Genomic DNA, 16,644 nt, shown 5'->3' with positions numbered 1-16,644 from the left:
ACTAATACTTTTGCGTTACTTTCGTTTATTGCAAATGCCAAGATGATCCTTGCGAAGTATCGACAATTACAATTCCTGCGTTATTTAACGCGTCGCGAATAGCATCTGCAGTAGCAAAATCCTTTGCTTTTCTAGCATCTGCTCTAGCTTTAAGTTGCAAAGTAATTAAAGAGTCCAAAGCTGAGTATTCTTTGCTTTCCTTGCCATTTGAGCCTTCTGCAGACGATTGATTATCGTTCGAAGCCCACGTTTTTGCGTAAGGATCCAAGCCCAAAGTATCTAACATAGCTCGCACTTGCAAAACAGCGAGATATATGAGCTTTTGTACGCTTTCGCTTTGTGCTTGTGAAGAATCTTTGCTGCAGTCGTCAATAAGAGCATTTCCTTGACGAATTGTAGTAAATATTTCTGCGATTGCGCCAGAAACGTTAATGTCATCGTTCATAGCGCGAGTAAAATCTTCTGGAAGCTCGTCTGCGTTAACAGAGTGCACTTCTTCGCAAGTTGGCTTCTTGTCAAGCAATCTGCCAGCTCTCTCAAGGAAGTTCATAATGCGATCGTAAGCCGATTTTGACTCCACCAAAGCTTGGTCGGACCACTCCAGCATTGCACGATATTGCACTGCTCCCAAAGCATAACGCACAACCCAAGCCGAATTATTTGCCAAAACTACTGGTACGGAAAGTCCATTTCCTAAGGATTTGGACATTTTTTCACCTTTTGCGGTAAACCCATGCTGAATGCATCCACACATCAGCGCTTTCCCAGCCAGCAGCACGCGTTTGTGCCATTTCGTTTTCGTGGTGAGGGAAACGCAAATCCAGGCCGCCTCCGTGAATATCGAAATCGTCTCCAAGATATCGATGGCTCATAGCAGAGCATTCAATATGCCAACCAGGGCGTCCCTCGCCAAAAGGAGTTTTCCAGCGCGCATCCGGCTGATCGAAATCGCAAGGTGCTTTCCAAAGTGCGAAATCCCTAGGATCATGTTTGTCTGGTGAAGCATCTGCAGGATCTGTTGGATTGTAAATATCGTTTTCAGCAGCGTCTACGCTTGGACCCTTTGCGTCTGCAATAGCTGCGGCTTCGTCTGCGCAAGTTTCATTTTGGTTCTGATTTTGGTGCGTTAATTCGCCGTAATGCTCCCAACTTGGCACGTCAAAATAAACATTTCCAGTAGGATTTCCGTCGCTGTCATTAATAACATATGCGTGACCGCGCTCAATCAAACGCTCAATCAGCTCAACCATGTCTGTAATATGACCTGTTGCGCGCGGCTCAACTGTTGGCGCAAGTACCCCTAAAGTATTGTAGGATTTTGTAAATTCGCGCTCGTAAATATATGCTCGTTCCCACCAATTTTGCCCTGATTCATTGGCTTTTTTCATAATTTTATCGTCAATATCTGTGACGTTTCTAACAAACGTGACTTTGTAGCCTAAACGTAGCATCCAGCGACGGATTATATCGAATGCGATCGCTGCGCGAATATGACCAATATGCGGAGAACTTTGCACTGTGGCGCCGCACACGTACATGCCTACTTGACCAGGCTTTTTAGGTACGAAAGTGTTCGTTGAATGTGAAGCCGTGTTGTATAAGTGCAGGTTTTCTGCGGCTTTAGTAACTTTTGCAGTCTCTTCGTTCAAACTCTTATTAAGCATAATTGCTATTATAAATGCTTCTTTATACTCAGAGTGACTTTGAGAAGTTGCATTTCGTGCGTCGGCTCTTTAGTTAGCGATACAATTATCGCGATTTGGTTTTAGATTTAGCTTTAGTAATCCAATTAGATTCATATCTATTACTTATCTATTACCTAGCTGTTTTTATTTTGTTCGTTACGAAAGGAATATCATGGCTGAGATTTCATCTGCTCTTATGACGGACATGTATGAATACACTATGCTCGACGCTGCTCTTAAAGACGGCACCGCAAATCGCAAGTGCGTTTTTGAAATTTTTACGCGCCACTTGCCTCAAGGCCGTCGTTACGGAGTTGTTGCTGGCATGGGCCGCATTTTGGAAGAGTTGCAAAAATTCCATCTTTCGGAAGATGATTTACGTTTCTTAAGTGATCGCAAAATTGTTAGTGCAGAAACCATTGAATGGCTGAAAAATTTCCGATTCCGCGGTAAAATTTCCGGTTATCGCGAGGGTGAGATGTTCTTCCCTAACTCGCCAATTTTGCAAGTAGAAGGCACTTTCGGCGAGTGCACTTTGCTCGAAACTCTTCTGCTTTCCGTTCTCAATTACGATTGTGCTGTGGCGTCTGCTGCAGCTCGCATGGTTTCTGCTTCCGCAGGACGTCCTTGCATGGATATGGGCGGCCGCCGCACGAACGAATATTCTGCAGTTGCTGCATCTCGTGCCGCAGTAATTGGCGGTTTTAAAGGTACTGCAAATCTGTTAGCTGCAAAACTTTACGGTTTAAAGGCAATCGGAACCGCAGCTCACTGCTTCACTCTTGTTCACGACACTGAGCGTGACGCTTTCACTTCTCAAATTGCAGCTCTTGGCAAAGGCACTACGCTTCTTGTTGACACTTATAATATTGAGGAAGCTGTAAAGACAGCCGTGGAAGTTGCAGGTCCAGATCTTGGCGGAATTCGTATTGATTCTGGAGATTTGTGCGCTCTGGCTCGTCGCGTTAGGAATCAGCTCGACGAATTGGGTGCTAAAAACACAAAGATTACAGTTACGAACGATTTGGACGAGTATGCTCTTGCTTCCTTACAAAATGCGCCTGTGGATTCTTACGGCATCGGCACAATGCTTGTAACCGGCTCCGGCGCTCCAACTTGCGCAATGGTTTATAAGCTTACTGAGCGTGAGGGTGCAGATGGTGTAATGCAGCCTGTTGCTAAGCGTTCTAAGAATAAAGCGACTGTGCCTGGACGTAAGTTGGCGTATCGTTCATACGATTACAGCAGCGATTCTTGCGGTGTAGCTGATTGCGAACACGTGATTTCCGGTTCGGAAGTTGCGCTCGCTCAGTTTAAGCCTAAGGATTCGTGGGAAAATCTGCTAGTTGATTACATGGTCGACGGTGAAGCTGACGAACAGTTTATGGGTCACGATGCGATTATGCGTGCCCAGGATTATTGCGCTTCTGCTTTGCGTCGACTGCCTTTGGCTGCGCAAAGTTTGATGCGCGGAGATCCTGCAATACCAACAGAAATTCAAGTACTGTAAATTGATTTTTTTAAAACTAAACTTTACTAAATAACTAAATAAGATTCGCAAAAGGATCGCAAATAATTTTCGCAAATAATTCATGCGTAAAGATTAGCGTTTCCGACAGCTTTTTGAGTGTTTGTTGCGATAATGCTTTATGCTTGGTTTTGCGAATAAAATTCAATTAAATTTTAGTGCGCTACGAAATTCGTTACACAATGCGTTACGAAAGGATGCGAGATGTTTTCATCTTTAGAAGCAGATAATGCGTTAGATGCTGTTATGGAATCTGGTTCGCAATCCACAGATCCAGACTCTGGTTCCGGCACAAGCACTTCTGTTCTAGAACGTCCAGAAGTTGACGAAGATGCTCGTCTAGATGATGGTGGTAATGCAGATCGTTTTGCGCACTATGTGTCAAAAGACAAAATTGAAGAGTCGCGCTTAACTGGTCGACCAGTAGTAGCTTTGTGCGGTAAAGTGTGGATTCCTCGACACGAAGCAAATGACTACCCAGTTTGCCCTGAATGCAAGCGCATATACGAGGAATTAGGAAAGTTTAATTTTTAAGTAATTATGTTGCGTATTTAAGCAATTTATATTAAATATCAGCGTTACTTCTATCTTTAACGATAAAAGTAACGCTATTTTATTAATATATTTTTGTTCTGAGCGCAATGGGTGATAATCTAAGAGCATGACTATAGCTGTGTGCCCCGGCTCGTATGATCCAGTCACTGCCGGCCATTTAGACGTAATACAACGTTGTACGCATCTATTTGATGAAGTACATGTGCTAGTTGCGGTAAATGCTGCAAAGACTCCGTTATTTCCTGAATCTGAGCGCGTAAAAATTATTCAAGAAGCAATAAATAATTTGCCGCAAGCTCAGAATAGTTTCAATCGCAATTGCAAAATAGTAGTAACTTCAACAGCTGGTTTGATTACTGATTACTGTACAAAAGTTGGTGCTACAGTAATCGTAAAAGGCTTACGTCAAAACGGTGATTATGAGGCAGAACTTGGAATGGCGCTAGTGAACCGCAAATTAGCAGGTATCGAAACACTTTTTCTGCCTGCTGATCCTGTGCTTGAGCATGTTTCAAGCTCTGTGGTTAAAGATGTTGCTCGTCATGGGGGAAATGTTACTGGCATGGTTCCAGATAACGTAATACCCTTATTAAAAAAGCTTTTTAATGAACAATCATTAGGCGTAGATAATAATTCATCTATGCTGAACAATTGAACAGGAGAGTAGAAGATGACAAATAAAAATGAACTTACTGACGCAACTTCTGGATTATCTAGTGAAGGAGACGACACAATGGAGCGCGAAGTGCAAGTTGATCGCAATCAAAAGCTTCCATTGCATCCGGTTCTTGCAGATGAAGAAGATGCTCAAGACGGCGTTGTAAATACAACGCAATCCGACGTGCGAAGTGCGCGTAAAGGCGACCTATTAGTTGACTCAGATGCTGACAATACAGAAACGTCATCTGTTGCGGCAGTTGGAAGTGTTTCTGCTGCGGAAGATGTGCGAGATAATGGCGCTGATAGTGCAAATAAGAACAATAAAAATAGCAAAGCAGCTTCTTCGCCAGCATCATTTTCTCCTTTCCCTCTTCCAGATTTACGAGAAAGAGAAGACGGTGGCGTTATTGACTTTGAAGAAAATGAATCTGAAACTTCAAAAGTAGCTGCAGAAGCAGTAAGCGATGAAGTGCGCTCAAAGAGTCGCGCTGAATTTACAACAGTTTACGACATTATTGATGCAATGGAAGCAGCCCTTTCGGAAGCAAAGAATGTTCTGTTTGCTGCAGGAATGGTAAAAATTGATCGCGATGAGTTCGTTGACCAGTTAGCGCGTTTGAAAGATATGCTTCCTGTGCAATTGGAGCGAGCTTCTGCATTAATGCGAGAAGCAGAGCGACGTTTGCGTACAGCGCAAGCACAAGCAAGCTCTATTGTTTCCTCAGCGCAATCTCAATCTGCAGAAATAATTGAAGAAGCGCAAGAGCGTGCTCAATTCTTAGCAGGTCAAGAAAACGTAACGGCTTTAGCAAAACAGAAAGCTCGCGATATTCTCGCTACTGCGCAAGCAAAATCAGACAAGCTTACGCAAGGTGCGGATCAGTATTGCGCAACTGTTATGGAAGGCTTAAAGCAGCAGCTAGATAAATTAGAGCAAGACGTGCAAGCGGGTCAGCGAGTGTTAGAAGATCGTCGCCGAGCTGCAGCGCACGTACAAAACGACATTAGCTCATCATTGTATGACGATGATGAAGAGGAAAGGAATTAGTAATGGCTTCGCATCCATCCCAATCACCATGGGCTGTTCCAGTAGCGCAAATGGCTGCGCGCGCTGGTAGTAGCATGTCGTTGCATCGCGTATTTCCGGCGCCGGAAGGCATTGGAGATTACGTTATTGGCGTAAAGCCAGGCAGCGATGTTATGGTTGATGGCGATTTTGATGCTGTGGTTGACGGCTTAATGTTTCAGGGCAGTATTACTGCTCCGGTGCATGCAGAATGTACTCGATGCTTGATGCCGCTTCGTCGCGATTGGAAAGTGGATGTGTGCGTATTCTTCCCATATGCTGACTCGCGTTCTAATCGTTCTGATAATCGCAATACTCGTGGCGATGCGGATGAAGCTGAATCGCAAATTTGGGATGAAAATGACGAGTCAGGCAATGTGTATCCGCTAGTTGCGGGTGGCGATTTTGCGGATATTGAGGCTCTTATTCGCGACACGATGGTAAGTGAGTTGCCGTTGCAGCCGTTGTGCGAGCCGGATTGCCGCGGACTTTGCTCTCAGTGTGGCGAAAACTTAAACGAGCATCCAGATCATCATCACGACGTTACGGATATTCGTTTTGCTGCTTTAGAGGATTTGAAAGCTCAGCTTGAGCAGAATGAAGAGCGGCATTAATTTTAGCGAGTTGTAAAGTTTCTGCCGTTTTTGAGCTGATTCCCGACCGAAACTTTACAGTAGTGTAAAGAAAAGGTCGTTTGCGCGCCTTATTTCGACCGAAACTTTACAGTAGTGTAAAGAAAAGGTCGTTTTTGGGCTGAAAAGCGGCATAAACTGCGCACGTTTGTAAAGTTTCTGTCGCACTAAAGAGAAATTAGGTTGCGCAATTTGTACGGCGCTTGCTGTAATATACAGAACGCTTAAGCTCAATCGATTGAACGAAATAGAGGAAAGAATTATGGCACTGCCTAAGTACAAGACCTCGCGTGCTAATACGCATTCGCGTCGCGCTAATTGGAAGGCGTCTGCCGTGCAGACTGTGACTTGCCCGAACTGCGGTTCTCAGGCATTCCCACACATGGCTTGCCCATCTTGCGGAACCTTCCGTGGTCGTGTTTACCGTGAAGCTATTCGCTCCGAGCACACCAAGTAGGTTTTATTAACAGAAACCCTGCCATCGACGGGTGGCAGGGTTTTTCTTTTTTCTTTCGTATTGTGGTTGTTGCGCGAGTTATCGTTTGGTGTGGCGTGAGTTTTGGGGGATTTCTCTCCTCGCACGTCCCGTCCTTCGTCGCTTTGGCTGTTAGAGGTTTTGCTGTTTGCTTTGTTCTTAAGGAATGTTGCTTCCTCAGTCCTCTTTTATTGCTCGTAAAGAAATCCCCCAAACTCTGCGTGTTTAATCTTTAATAACCTCGTTTTATCGCAGAGATTTTTCGATTTTTCTTCTTCGCTTGGCGAATCAGCAGCCTGCGGCTCTGACGTTCGCCGCGCTCAGTGCGAAAAATCTCAAATCTCTACCGCACTAATATTCGACCTCTCAAGCAACACCCACCCCTCACTACTCAGAAAATGATTAGTGTTTTTGTTGTGTGGTAGTCATTTCGGTGTAGCGATGGCAGAGCAATAATGCTAGTGTTCTTTGATTGATAGTCGCTTATCGTATTCGAAGTATCGATGACAAAGTTCGCAGATCAGGTAAAGTTCGTAGTTACTTACGCGCGTCGAGTGCGTGCCAAGCGATTTCGGCGGCTGCGAGTTGCGCTTTTCGTTTGCTAGAGCCACTTCCGACTCCCAGCACTTCGTCGCCATCCTTATGTGCCAAAACCGCGCGAGCCTCAAATACTGGTGCGTATTCTGGCCCAGAAACAGCCATTCGATACTCTGGATCTTCCAAACCCATATCGTGAGCTTTGACTGTAAGCGAAGTCTTCCAATCGAGAGCTGGTCCTTCAGTTAGCACTTCCGCCAAAGTGTCGTCAATCAAACGATGCACAACTCTGCGAGCTTCATCAATTCCATGCTCAACAAAAGTTGCGCCAATAAGCGCTTCAACAATATCGCACAAAATTGAATCTTTATTATTTCCGCCCTGCTCCATTTCTCCGCGACCGAGAAGAATATACGCGCCAACATGCAGCTTTTCGCGCGCAACAGCAGAAAGCGCCCATTCAGACACAGCTTTCGCTCGCATCTTTGCAAGCTGACCTTCAGTCATGTCTGGATGTGCAGAAAACAGCGTTTCCGTAGAAACTAACTCAAGCACAGCATCGCCCAAAAACTCAAGTCGCTCATAATTTCGTGTGCCAGGATGCTCGTGCGAGAACGAGCGGTGGGTGAGTGCTTCTACCAAAAGATCCGGCGAAATAGTTGTGCCTAAAGCGTTCAAAAGTTCCTGCGTTGGGTCTCCAGGACGTGTTTCATCGCCATCTAATCTCAAAACTCCATCTTCGTTGTGTTGCGCATGTGAGTTGTTTTGATTATTTTGATTGTGTTTGCTCTGCATATTTTGTTGATTGTTCTGAGTTTTCATAGCACGTATTATTATAGTCCTACTACCAACACAAGCGCTTTTAAGCTTCGTGTTCGCATTTGCGATCGCATTTTTCCATATTCCTTCTATATCCTTTCGTATAAGTGTTCAGCTATATTTGTGGATTATGCCTACGTATGATTTGGGATTAGAACGAGTTTCGCTAGAATTTGCTACAAAAACGATTTTTACAGACGTAACTCAAGGTGTTTTTGAAGGCGACAGAATAGGTATTGTTGGAAAAAATGGTGACGGAAAGTCAACGCTACTTCGGCTACTTGCCGGTACAATGCAGCCTGATTCTGGTCGCGTTACAAAGCGCGGAGGGCTTACTTTTGGCATGTTGGATCAGCGCGATCCATTGGACGATAACGCAACTGTGCGCGAGGCTGCTCTTGAAAATCGCGAAGATTACGAGTGGGCTGCAGATCAGCGTTCACGCGAAATTGTAGAAGCGCTTCTTGGTGGCATAAATTTGGAAGCAAAAGTAGGCACGCTTTCTGGAGGCCAGCGCAGGCGCGCAGATTTAGCAAGATTATTGTTGCACGATTGGGATATTTTGGCTTTGGATGAGCCTACGAATCATTTGGACGTTGTGACGATTCATTGGCTTGCGGAGCATCTTCTTCACCGTTGGCAGGACGGTCAAGGTGCGCTTTTGATTGTGACGCACGACCGTTGGTTCTTGGATGAGGTTTGCACTTCGATGTGGGAAGTGCACGACGGCGTAATTGATCCTTTCGAGGGTGGTTACAGCGCTTATATGATGCAACGCGTGGAGCGTGAACGCCAAGCGGATGTGCGCGAAGAGCGTCGCAGAAATTTGGCAAGAAAAGAGTTAGCTTGGCTTTCTAGGGGTGCTCGTGCGCGTTCTACTAAGCAAAAATTCCACGTAAAGCAAGCGCGTGAGCTTATTGCAGATGTGCCGCCGCTAAGAGACACTCTTGAATTGAAGAAAATCGCAACTTCGCGTCTTGGTAAGCAAGTTGTTGATTTAATTGACGTTACGCAAATTTTCGACAACGCTCAGCAGCTAAAAAATATCGATCCGGATATTGTAGAAAACGCATCTTTAGGTGAAGATAATGCAGAAAAATCAAATAAAGTCGATATCGTAGAATCTGCTTTTGCGCAACCAACTCACGTAGGAAGCGTTACTATTGCTGTTGACGAGAGTCAAGAAAATTCTTTTGAAAATACTGCGGAAAATACTTCTGAAAATACTGCTACGAGCGCAGAAAACATTGCAGAAACTTCAGCTGCATCGCGCAAAACTATTACTGGACGCATGATTTTAGACGATGCAACTTGGCTTATAGGCCCAGGCGATCGTTTTGGAATTGTGGGTGCGAATGGAGCAGGAAAATCAACATTATTAAGCATTATTGACGGGTCTCTAAAGCCTACGCTTGGACACGTAAATATCGGCAAGACTGTAAAATTTGCTGTGCTTTCGCAGCGGCTAGAAGAGCTTGAAAAGCTTGGAAAATATAAAGTAAAAGAAGTTTTAAGTCGCTATAAGCCTAGCTATATTATCGATGGCAAAGAAGTGACTCCAGGTCAGCTTATGGAAAGGCTTGGTTTTAAGCCCGAGCAGCTTATGACACCAATTGCGGATCTTTCGGGCGGTCAAAAGCGCCGTATGCAGTTGCTGCTGATTTTGCTAAACGAGCCAAACGTGCTGATTATGGATGAGCCTGGAAACGATCTTGACACTGACATGCTTGCAGTTATGGAGGATTTGCTCGATACTTGGCCCGGCACTTTGATTGTTGTTTCGCACGATCGCTACTTGCTTGAGCGCGTAACAGACCAGCAATTTGCGCTTATTGACGGCAAAATTCGTCACCTTCCAGGCGGTGTAGATGAGTATTTGCAAATTGTAGAAAAGTTGCAGCGTGATCACGAAAATAGCATTAGTACTGCGAGTACTGTGAATGCTTCAAGTACTGCAAATTCTACAACTAAAGAAAGTTCAGAAAGTACAGTAGCTGAGCCAAAACTTACAGGCAAAGCCTATCACGATGCTGCAAGGCGAGTTTCTGCAATCGAGCGAAAACTTACAAAGCTTGAAGAAGAAAAGTCGCAAATTGAAGCGCAAATGGCTGCGCATAACCCAAGTGATTTTGTTGGACTTCAATCTCTTAACGAAGATTTCCAAAAAAACGAGCAAGAAACCAGTGCTCTTGAGGATGAGTGGATGAAGCTTTCTGAGCAGCTTTAGTACAAAATTGCTGCGCGCTAAGAAGAAGAAATAGAAGATAACAGCCACGTGCTAAATTTGTGAGGTATGACTCAAATCAAGGATATGTTGGAATCTGTAAAACCAATTCGCGTTGACGGTCGTAATGTTGACGAGCTCCGACCTGTGCGCATAACACGTAAATTTACTGATGTTCCTGAAGGTTCTGTGCTTATTGAGTGTGGCAATACGCGCGTAATGTGCACTGCAACTTTTACGGTTGGTGTGCCTCGTTGGCGTAGAGATTCCGGTTTGGGTTGGGTAACTGCCGAATATTCTATGCTTCCTAGAGCAACAGCTGAGCGAACTGATCGCGAATCTGTGCGTGGAAAAATTGGTGGTCGCACTCACGAAATTAGTCGTCTTATTGGTCGCTGCTTGCGCGGTGTAGTCGATATGAAAGCGATGGGTGAGTGCCAGATTCAAATTGATTGCGACGTGTTGCAGGCGGATGGTGGAACTCGTACTGCTTCTGTAACTGGAGCTTATGTAGCTTTGGTAGATGCGCTTAATTGGGCAGAAAAGAATGGTCATATTCGCTCTGCTGCAAGTGTTATTAAGGATTCTATTTCCGCTGTTTCTGTAGGCGTTATTAACGGCACGCCTATGCTTGATTTGCCTTATGTTGAAGACAGTCAAGCTATGACAGATATGAACGTAGCTATGACAGGTTCCGGCACTTTCATTGAAATTCAAGGCACTGCAGAACATCGTCCATTTAATCGCGACGAATTAAATACGTTACTTGATTTGGCAACTAAAGGTAATCGCGAATTGCAAGCTGCTCAAAAAGCCGCTTTAGCAAAATAGAAGAGATTGAAGGAGAACGGGCGTGAAGCTTATTGTGGCAACACATAATGAGGGAAAACTCGTTGAAATTAAGCAAATTTTAGAGGAGCAATTGTCGAAGCTGGCAAACAGTTTCGAGTTAGTAACTGCAGGTTCTCTTGGCTTGCCTGATCCTGTGGAAACTGGCGTGACTTTTGAACAGAATGCTTTGCTCAAAGCGCGTGATGTTGCTGCAAGAACAGGTTATCCTGCTATTGCAGACGATTCGGGTCTTATTGTCGACGTGCTTGGTGCTGCCCCTGGTATTCTTTCTGCCAGGTGGAGTGGTGTGCATGGGGACGATAAAGCTAATAATGAGCTTCTTTTGCGCCAACTTTCTGATATTCCAGATCAATGTCGTACTGCTCGTTTTCGTTGTGCTGCAGCTCTTGCTATTCCGGATGGGTGCAGTGAGGTTCCTGAAGGCAGTGTTATGTCGCATTCTCACGGCTTTGAGACTGTTCGAGTCGGAGAAATGGTTGGTCACTTGTTGCGCGAGGTGCACGGAACTAACGGTTTCGGCTATGATCCGCTATTTGTGCCAGATCTTCAGCCTATTCGCGATGGTGTGCAAATGAAAGGTTTGACTAGCGCGGAGCTGACTCAAGAAGAAAAGAATGCTATTTCGCACAGAGGTAATGCTTTGCGCGCGCTTTTGCCGGAGTTGCAGGCATTATTTATTACCGAATAAGCATTTATTACTGAATAAGCGAAAAATTTCGTGCGCGAGATGGGACTTGAACCCACACGTCGTAAGACACAGGAACCTAAATCCTGCGCGTCTACCATTCCGCCACTCGCGCATAGACTCATATAAATAATCGAGCGAATAAAAACAAATCAAAAGTATTAATACACTCGAGCGAGTCAGAGAGCCGCTTGACAGAATCGAACTGTCGACCTTCTCATTACGAGGGAGACGCTCTACCGACTGAGCTAAAGCGGCATGTTGCCCGAGACGCATTCGCGACTCGCGCACAAATCAATTACTATATATCATATTTTTAAATTTGTCCAATGGGCGCGCCGTACAAAATATAATAGTCATTAAGCAAGTATTGCATAGTTTGTATTGCAATTCGTTTAGTGTGGCGCGAGTTTTGTGGGATTTCTTTCCTCGCAGGCGCGACGACCTGCTTTCGCGCAGCACCAGTGTGATTGTGTTCATTTTTGTGTTAAGCTTCGCGTGTTTCTGTCTGCTTTTGTGAGTATCTTGTGAATTGGACTATAGTGACGATTGCTGTCACGTAAGTTGAAGAAATGAAAGGACCTAGAAATGGCCATCAATCCGCCAGTTGACGCCGTAAAAACCCCAGAGTGGGCTGCATTGCAGAAGCATTACGACGAGTTGCAATCAGAAGGTGTTTGCCTGAAGAAGTGGTTTGCTGAGGATGCAAATCGCGTGGATAAGTTGAGCTTCGAAGCTGGAGATCTCCACTTCGATCTTTCTAAGAATTTAATTAAGCCTGAAACTCTTAAGCTTTTCGCAGACCTTGCAAAGGCAGTTAAGCTTGACGAGCGCACTAAGGCAATGTACACTGGCGTGCACATTAATAATACAGAAGATCGTGCAGTTTTGCACACTGCTTTGCGTCGTCCTGCAGAGGATGCTGGCAAGTTCATTGTTGACGGTCAAGATACCGTTGCAGACGTGCGTGAAGTGTTGGGTCGCATTTACGATTTCGCTAACGAAGTTCGTTCCGGCGCTTGGAAGGGCGTTACCGGCAAGAACATTAAGACCGTTGTAAACATTGGTATCGGCGGCTCTGATTTGGGTCCGGTCATGGTTTACGAAGCCTTGAAGCCATACGCTGATGCCGGCATTAGCGCTCGCTACGTTTCTAACATTGATCCAAACGATATGGCAGAAAAGACCAAGGATTTGGATCCAGAAACCACTTTGTTCATCATTGTTTCCAAGACCTTCACCACTTTGGAGACTTTGACCAACGCTCGCACCGCTCGTACCTGGTTGCTTAACAAGCTTCAGGAGTCCGGTGCTATTGACGGAAGCGACGCAAAGAAGGCTGAAGCTGTTGCTAAGCACTTCGTGGCTGTTTCCACCAACCTCGAAAAGGTTGAAGAGTTCGGCATCAACCCAACCAACGCTTTTGGCTTCTGGAGCTGGGTTGGCGGTCGTTACTCTGTGGATTCCGCTGTCGGCACTTCTTTGGCTGTTGTTCTCGGTCCAGAGCGCTTCGAAGAGTTCTTGAAGGGCTTCCACGCAATCGATACTTACTTCGCTGAGACTCCATTCGAGAAGAACGTTGTTGTGCTTCTCGGTATGCTCAACGTTTGGTACCGCAACTTCTACAAGGTTGCTTCTCACGCTGTGCTTCCATACGATCAATACTTGCACCGCTTCCCAGCTTATTTGCAGCAGCTCACCATGGAATCCAACGGTAAGTCTGTGCGCTGGGACGGCACTCCTGTAACAAGCGAAACCGGCGAAATCTTCTGGGGTGAGCCAGGTACTAACGGTCAGCACGCTTTCTACCAGTTGATTCACCAGGGCACTCAGCTTATTCCAGCTGATTTCATTGCTTTCGTGAACACGCCAAATCCTACTAAGGATGGCGATCAGGATGTGCACGAGCTCTTCTTGGGCAACTATCTTGCACAGACTAAGGCTCTTGCTTTCGGCAAGACTGCTGATGAAGTTCGCGCTGAAGGCACTCCAGAGGAGATTGTGCCAGCTCGCGTGTTCAAGGGCAACCGTCCAACCACGTCCATTTTCGGCGATGCTTTGACTCCATTTAGCTTGGGCGAGCTTATTGCTCTCTACGAGCACATTACCTTCGTTGAAGGCACTGTGTGGGGCTTGGATTCCTACGATCAGTGGGGTGTGGAGCTTGGCAAGCAGCTTGCAAAGCAGATTACTCCTGCAATTTCTAAGGATGATGAAGCTTTGGCAGCTCAGGATGCTTCTACACAGAGCTTGATTCGCTTCTATCGCGCTCATCGCAAGTAAGATAGTAGTCATATAGGCAATCGTTTTTAGCGATTGTTGATTTATAAGCCTCTTGGCGTTAATTCGTCAAGAGGCTTTTTTGTTTAGCATCTGTCGCTGAGTTTTGTAATCGTTAGACTGCGTAGAGCGCGCGGCGTGTCGCGTCAGAATGGCGGTTTTGCAACGGTTTTGCGGCTGGTTGGGGGAGTATTAAAGAGTTTCCTGAGAGTTTTCTGAGAAAAATCTTTAAAAACCTTGAAATTGACATTTTTACGAAAAATAACGCATAATACTGTATTTTTTACTCTTAAAAATAGTTTGACTGAAATATTTCCGCAAAAACATCGATGTTTTTTGTTAATGAGCTGCGTGTCTGCTCTTGACTTTTGCGAACGGGGGGGGGGTATGTTAATAGCAGCTTCCAGCCAGACGTTCTGTGCTGGTAGTTATTCACAAAAACTTAAGTTGTGAATATTTAGATTTTTCTTCGCACACATGGTGCGAAGGAGAAGAAGAAAGGAAAATATTATGTTGAATAAGAAGGCTATCGCCGCATTTGCTGCTGGCGCCACCCTCCTCTCTGGTTTCGCTTTTGCTGCTCCAGCAATGGCTTACAGCACAGTGTGCCCAGTACCAGCGCCTTATCATAAGGATGCTAAGCGCGTTGCAGACGCTGCTTACGATACTTATATTGGTGCCCAGACTGTTCTTAATGGTATGACTGTTTCTCCAGCTCCTGCAAAGGATTCTGAAGCTGAACATTATACTAAGACTAACGCTTCTGGCTTGTTGGAAAATACTGCTGATCCAGCTGCAGTCTCACATAATTTGTTTGAGAGGGTTCAGAAGTATGTGGATGCTTACAATGCTCATGTAACTTCTCAGAAGGCTTTTGATGAGCAATCTCGCACTGTAGCTGACCTTCAGGATAAATATCTTGGTGCGAAGTATGTTCTCGATCATTGCGCTAAGCCAGATTTAACTGAGCATGATATTAAGATGGCTCTTATTAACAAGGTTCGTCTTGCTAAGATGAACTTGGACAATGCTGATAACGAGTTTGCTATTGCCAAGAAGAACCTTATGGATGCTTATAAGGCTGCTGTTGCAGCTCAGGCTGAGTACAACAAGCGCAAGGCTGATTTTGATGCTGCTGAGCGTGCTTACCAGCTCTTCAAGGCTTCTGGTGTGAACGATTCTGCTACCGAGACTCGTTTGTTTGATACCATGAAGCGTGCTGCTGCTCATGTGACTCGTACTCTTGCTGCTTGGCAGACCGCTAAGGGTAATTATGATGATGCTTTGAAGAAGGCTCTCAAGGCTGAAGCAATTTACAATAAGGCTTTGGTTCTTTACAAGGCTGCTTACAATGAGGCTGTTGCTGGCGGTGTAGATCCATCTTTGTTGCCACCAGTTAAGACTTCTGATCCTTTGGATCCAAAGCTGAAGTCTATTCCAGGCATGAATGAAGCTTATGCTTCTGCTATGAATAGCAAGTTTGGTAAGGAAGTTAAGGCTACTACTCAGAAGGGTAAGGATACCAAGGCTTCTGCTCAGCAGAACAACAATGCTAACGGTGCTGCCGCTGGTGCAAACGGTGCCGCTGGTGCTAATGGTGCCGCTGCCGCTGGTTTAGCTAAGACTGGTGCTGCTGTAGCTATGGCTGCTGTTGCTGCTTCTGTGCTTGCTGGCATGGGTGCTGCTCTTCGCAAGATCCGTCACTAAGCTAAAGCGCTAAATGTGCATGGTGAGCGTATTTCAAATATGAATGCGCTCACCGCAATAATCTTGCACTCAACAATGGCATAGAGTGTAGGGCTCTTTGCTCTGGCGGATTTAAGTTTGCTTGTTTTACTGGCTATGCTGTTTTGCTAAAATTCCTTTTTTCACGGCATTTGCTAGTTCTTGTTTGCTTTTTCTGCTGTTGGGTGTGTTTAGCTTTCGGTTTTGTTTGAGCTACTAGGGGCTCATTCAAAGCCGAAAGCTTTTTTATTGCGTAAAAATCCTATTTTTAAACGATAAAGCTGCGCCTTTTGCGGCATTGCAATGTGTTTTGCTGCATGTTGACACAACTGCAACAATAATTTATAATGAGCACGGTCGGTAGGTAAGGCTACCACGGGGATACGGGTTGCTGCCGCAACACAGTGGAGACACTGCACGCTGGTTAACAGTCGTTGTCGAATTCAAGGCTTCGACTAATGCAACGCCACCGCCCTGCGAAGCTGAAGCTTGAACGACGTGGCACGCTTAACATGCGTTTGTGTGTTTTGGTGCGCCTCTGTTCTCTTGTAAACCTCCGATTCAATGATGAAGATTTGCGCCGGCAGCGCACTAACTTAAGGAGGTGATTTGCCGTGAAACATGACAGTAAAAGCCATAATTCTAGTACTCGTACTGATGAAGGCTCCGACACTATTGGCAGTAGTAGTTCGGATGTTCCTCCTGAATATATGAAGCCGGCAATCACCGAATTTAGGTTGCAAAACTTGCGAAATATATAACTTACGAAATATAACTTATGAAATATAATTTGTGGAGTTAAAACGTGAGTTCTAGTTATTTGCGCCTGTAACGTAATCAATGGTGATACGGCTACGCAAGAATTTACACAAGAAAAGTTACGCAGATCTTTACGCAAGAATTTACGAAAATCTAAATAGA

The 16,644-nt window shown here is 45.2% G+C and carries 12 protein-coding genes, 2 tRNA genes, 3 pseudogenes and 1 riboswitch; of the genes and pseudogenes, 13 read left to right on the top strand and 4 right to left on the bottom strand.

What is annotated here, in order from left to right:
* Positions 1 to 25 precede the first annotated feature (25 nt).
* Positions 26 to 1,664 (bottom strand): annotated as a pseudogene (cysS, locus tag HXT29_RS04130) (cysteine--tRNA ligase).
* 193 nt (positions 1,665 to 1,857) lie between these two features.
* Here cysS and HXT29_RS04125 point away from each other — a divergent pair.
* The 6 genes from HXT29_RS04125 to rpmF all read left to right on the top strand — a co-directional run bounded on the left by HXT29_RS04125 (position 1,858) and on the right by rpmF (position 6,583).
* Complete coding sequence (locus HXT29_RS04125) at positions 1,858 to 3,195, top strand: nicotinate phosphoribosyltransferase (protein WP_174143446.1); 1,338 nt, start codon at positions 1,858 to 1,860, stop codon at positions 3,193 to 3,195.
* 222 nt (positions 3,196 to 3,417) lie between these two features.
* Positions 3,418 to 3,747 (top strand): DUF3039 domain-containing protein, encoded by a 330-nt coding sequence (locus HXT29_RS04120; protein WP_004105359.1) that lies wholly within the window; start codon positions 3,418 to 3,420, stop codon positions 3,745 to 3,747.
* Between the two features lie 127 nt (positions 3,748 to 3,874).
* Complete coding sequence (coaD, locus tag HXT29_RS04115) at positions 3,875 to 4,423, top strand: pantetheine-phosphate adenylyltransferase (RefSeq protein WP_032835291.1); 549 nt, start codon at positions 3,875 to 3,877, stop codon at positions 4,421 to 4,423.
* A gap of 15 nt (positions 4,424 to 4,438) precedes the next feature.
* Positions 4,439 to 5,476, top strand: coding sequence for a hypothetical protein (locus tag HXT29_RS04110; RefSeq protein ID WP_064340304.1), 1,038 nt, complete (start codon positions 4,439 to 4,441; stop codon positions 5,474 to 5,476).
* A gap of 2 nt (positions 5,477 to 5,478) precedes the next feature.
* Entirely contained in the window at positions 5,479 to 6,108 is a 630-nt protein-coding gene (locus HXT29_RS04105; protein ID WP_004574043.1) for a YceD family protein, read from the top strand.
* Between the two features lie 280 nt (positions 6,109 to 6,388).
* Positions 6,389 to 6,583, top strand: a complete 195-nt coding sequence (rpmF, locus tag HXT29_RS04100) for a 50S ribosomal protein L32 (protein ID WP_004574042.1) — start codon at positions 6,389 to 6,391, stop codon at positions 6,581 to 6,583.
* 555 nt (positions 6,584 to 7,138) lie between these two features.
* Here the strand turns inward: rpmF and rnc are convergent.
* Positions 7,139 to 7,960 carry a ribonuclease III gene (rnc, locus tag HXT29_RS04095; protein WP_004105351.1) on the bottom strand — a complete coding sequence of 274 codons (822 nt, stop codon included), beginning with the start codon at positions 7,958 to 7,960 and terminating at the stop codon, positions 7,139 to 7,141.
* A gap of 127 nt (positions 7,961 to 8,087) precedes the next feature.
* Between rnc and HXT29_RS04090 the strand changes: the two are divergent.
* The 4 genes and pseudogenes from HXT29_RS04090 to HXT29_RS04075 form a co-directional block, all read left to right on the top strand.
* A pseudogene (locus HXT29_RS04090) lies at positions 8,088 to 9,848 on the top strand (ABC-F family ATP-binding cassette domain-containing protein); the annotation flags it as partial.
* Between the two features lie 105 nt (positions 9,849 to 9,953).
* Positions 9,954 to 10,184: pseudogene (locus HXT29_RS04085) on the top strand (ABC transporter C-terminal domain-containing protein); the annotation flags it as partial.
* A gap of 66 nt (positions 10,185 to 10,250) precedes the next feature.
* Entirely contained in the window at positions 10,251 to 11,012 is a 762-nt protein-coding gene (gene rph, locus HXT29_RS04080; RefSeq protein WP_004105347.1) for a ribonuclease PH, read from the top strand.
* A 22-nt stretch (positions 11,013 to 11,034) separates the two neighbouring features.
* Entirely contained in the window at positions 11,035 to 11,721 is a 687-nt protein-coding gene (locus tag HXT29_RS04075; RefSeq protein WP_004105345.1) for a non-canonical purine NTP pyrophosphatase, read from the top strand.
* Positions 11,722 to 11,752: 31 nt separating this feature from the next.
* Here HXT29_RS04075 and HXT29_RS04070 read toward each other — a convergent pair.
* A tRNA-Leu gene (locus tag HXT29_RS04070) sits at positions 11,753 to 11,833 on the bottom strand.
* 70 nt (positions 11,834 to 11,903) lie between these two features.
* Positions 11,904 to 11,976: transfer RNA gene (locus tag HXT29_RS04065), tRNA-Thr, on the bottom strand.
* Between the two features lie 330 nt (positions 11,977 to 12,306).
* Between HXT29_RS04065 and pgi the strand changes: the two genes are divergently transcribed.
* The 3 genes from pgi to HXT29_RS04050 all read left to right on the top strand — a co-directional run bounded on the left by pgi (position 12,307) and on the right by HXT29_RS04050 (position 16,484).
* Positions 12,307 to 14,001: a glucose-6-phosphate isomerase gene (pgi, locus tag HXT29_RS04060; protein ID WP_004574038.1), complete on the top strand. Its 1,695-nt coding sequence runs from the start codon at positions 12,307 to 12,309 to the stop codon at positions 13,999 to 14,001.
* A gap of 507 nt (positions 14,002 to 14,508) precedes the next feature.
* Complete coding sequence (locus HXT29_RS04055) at positions 14,509 to 15,705, top strand: hypothetical protein (protein WP_422118301.1); 1,197 nt, start codon at positions 14,509 to 14,511, stop codon at positions 15,703 to 15,705.
* A 367-nt stretch (positions 15,706 to 16,072) separates the two neighbouring features.
* Positions 16,073 to 16,233: riboswitch (M-box (ykoK) riboswitch) on the top strand.
* A gap of 104 nt (positions 16,234 to 16,337) precedes the next feature.
* Positions 16,338 to 16,484, top strand: coding sequence for a hypothetical protein (locus HXT29_RS04050; RefSeq protein ID WP_004574037.1), 147 nt, complete (start codon positions 16,338 to 16,340; stop codon positions 16,482 to 16,484).
* The last annotated feature ends 160 nt before the right edge of the window (positions 16,485 to 16,644 follow it).

It is taken from the genome of Gardnerella sp. DNF00550 (assembly GCF_049262685.1).
GTDB lineage: Bacteria > Actinomycetota > Actinomycetes > Actinomycetales > Bifidobacteriaceae > Bifidobacterium > Bifidobacterium leopoldii.
Note: the sequence above shows the minus strand (reverse complement) of the source record. Positions and strands in the feature narration are given on the sequence as shown.

What these genes read in the sequence shown, in the direction of transcription:
- rph (WP_004105347.1), top strand. Translation starts at nt 10,251, where the DNA reads ATGACTCAAATCAAGGATATGTTGGAATCTGTAAAACCAATTCGCGTT.
- HXT29_RS04125 (WP_174143446.1), top strand. Translation starts at nt 1,858, where the DNA reads ATGGCTGAGATTTCATCTGCTCTTATGACGGACATGTATGAATACACT.
- HXT29_RS04055 (WP_422118301.1), top strand. Translation starts at nt 14,509, where the DNA reads ATGTTGAATAAGAAGGCTATCGCCGCATTTGCTGCTGGCGCCACCCTC.
- rnc (WP_004105351.1), bottom strand. Translation starts at nt 7,960, where the DNA reads ATGAAAACTCAGAACAATCAACAAAATATGCAGAGCAAACACAATCAA.
- pgi (WP_004574038.1), top strand. Translation starts at nt 12,307, where the DNA reads ATGGCCATCAATCCGCCAGTTGACGCCGTAAAAACCCCAGAGTGGGCT.
- rpmF (WP_004574042.1), top strand. Translation starts at nt 6,389, where the DNA reads ATGGCACTGCCTAAGTACAAGACCTCGCGTGCTAATACGCATTCGCGT.
- HXT29_RS04105 (WP_004574043.1), top strand. Translation starts at nt 5,479, where the DNA reads ATGGCTTCGCATCCATCCCAATCACCATGGGCTGTTCCAGTAGCGCAA.
- HXT29_RS04110 (WP_064340304.1), top strand. Translation starts at nt 4,439, where the DNA reads ATGACAAATAAAAATGAACTTACTGACGCAACTTCTGGATTATCTAGT.
- coaD (WP_032835291.1), top strand. Translation starts at nt 3,875, where the DNA reads ATGACTATAGCTGTGTGCCCCGGCTCGTATGATCCAGTCACTGCCGGC.
- HXT29_RS04120 (WP_004105359.1), top strand. Translation starts at nt 3,418, where the DNA reads ATGTTTTCATCTTTAGAAGCAGATAATGCGTTAGATGCTGTTATGGAA.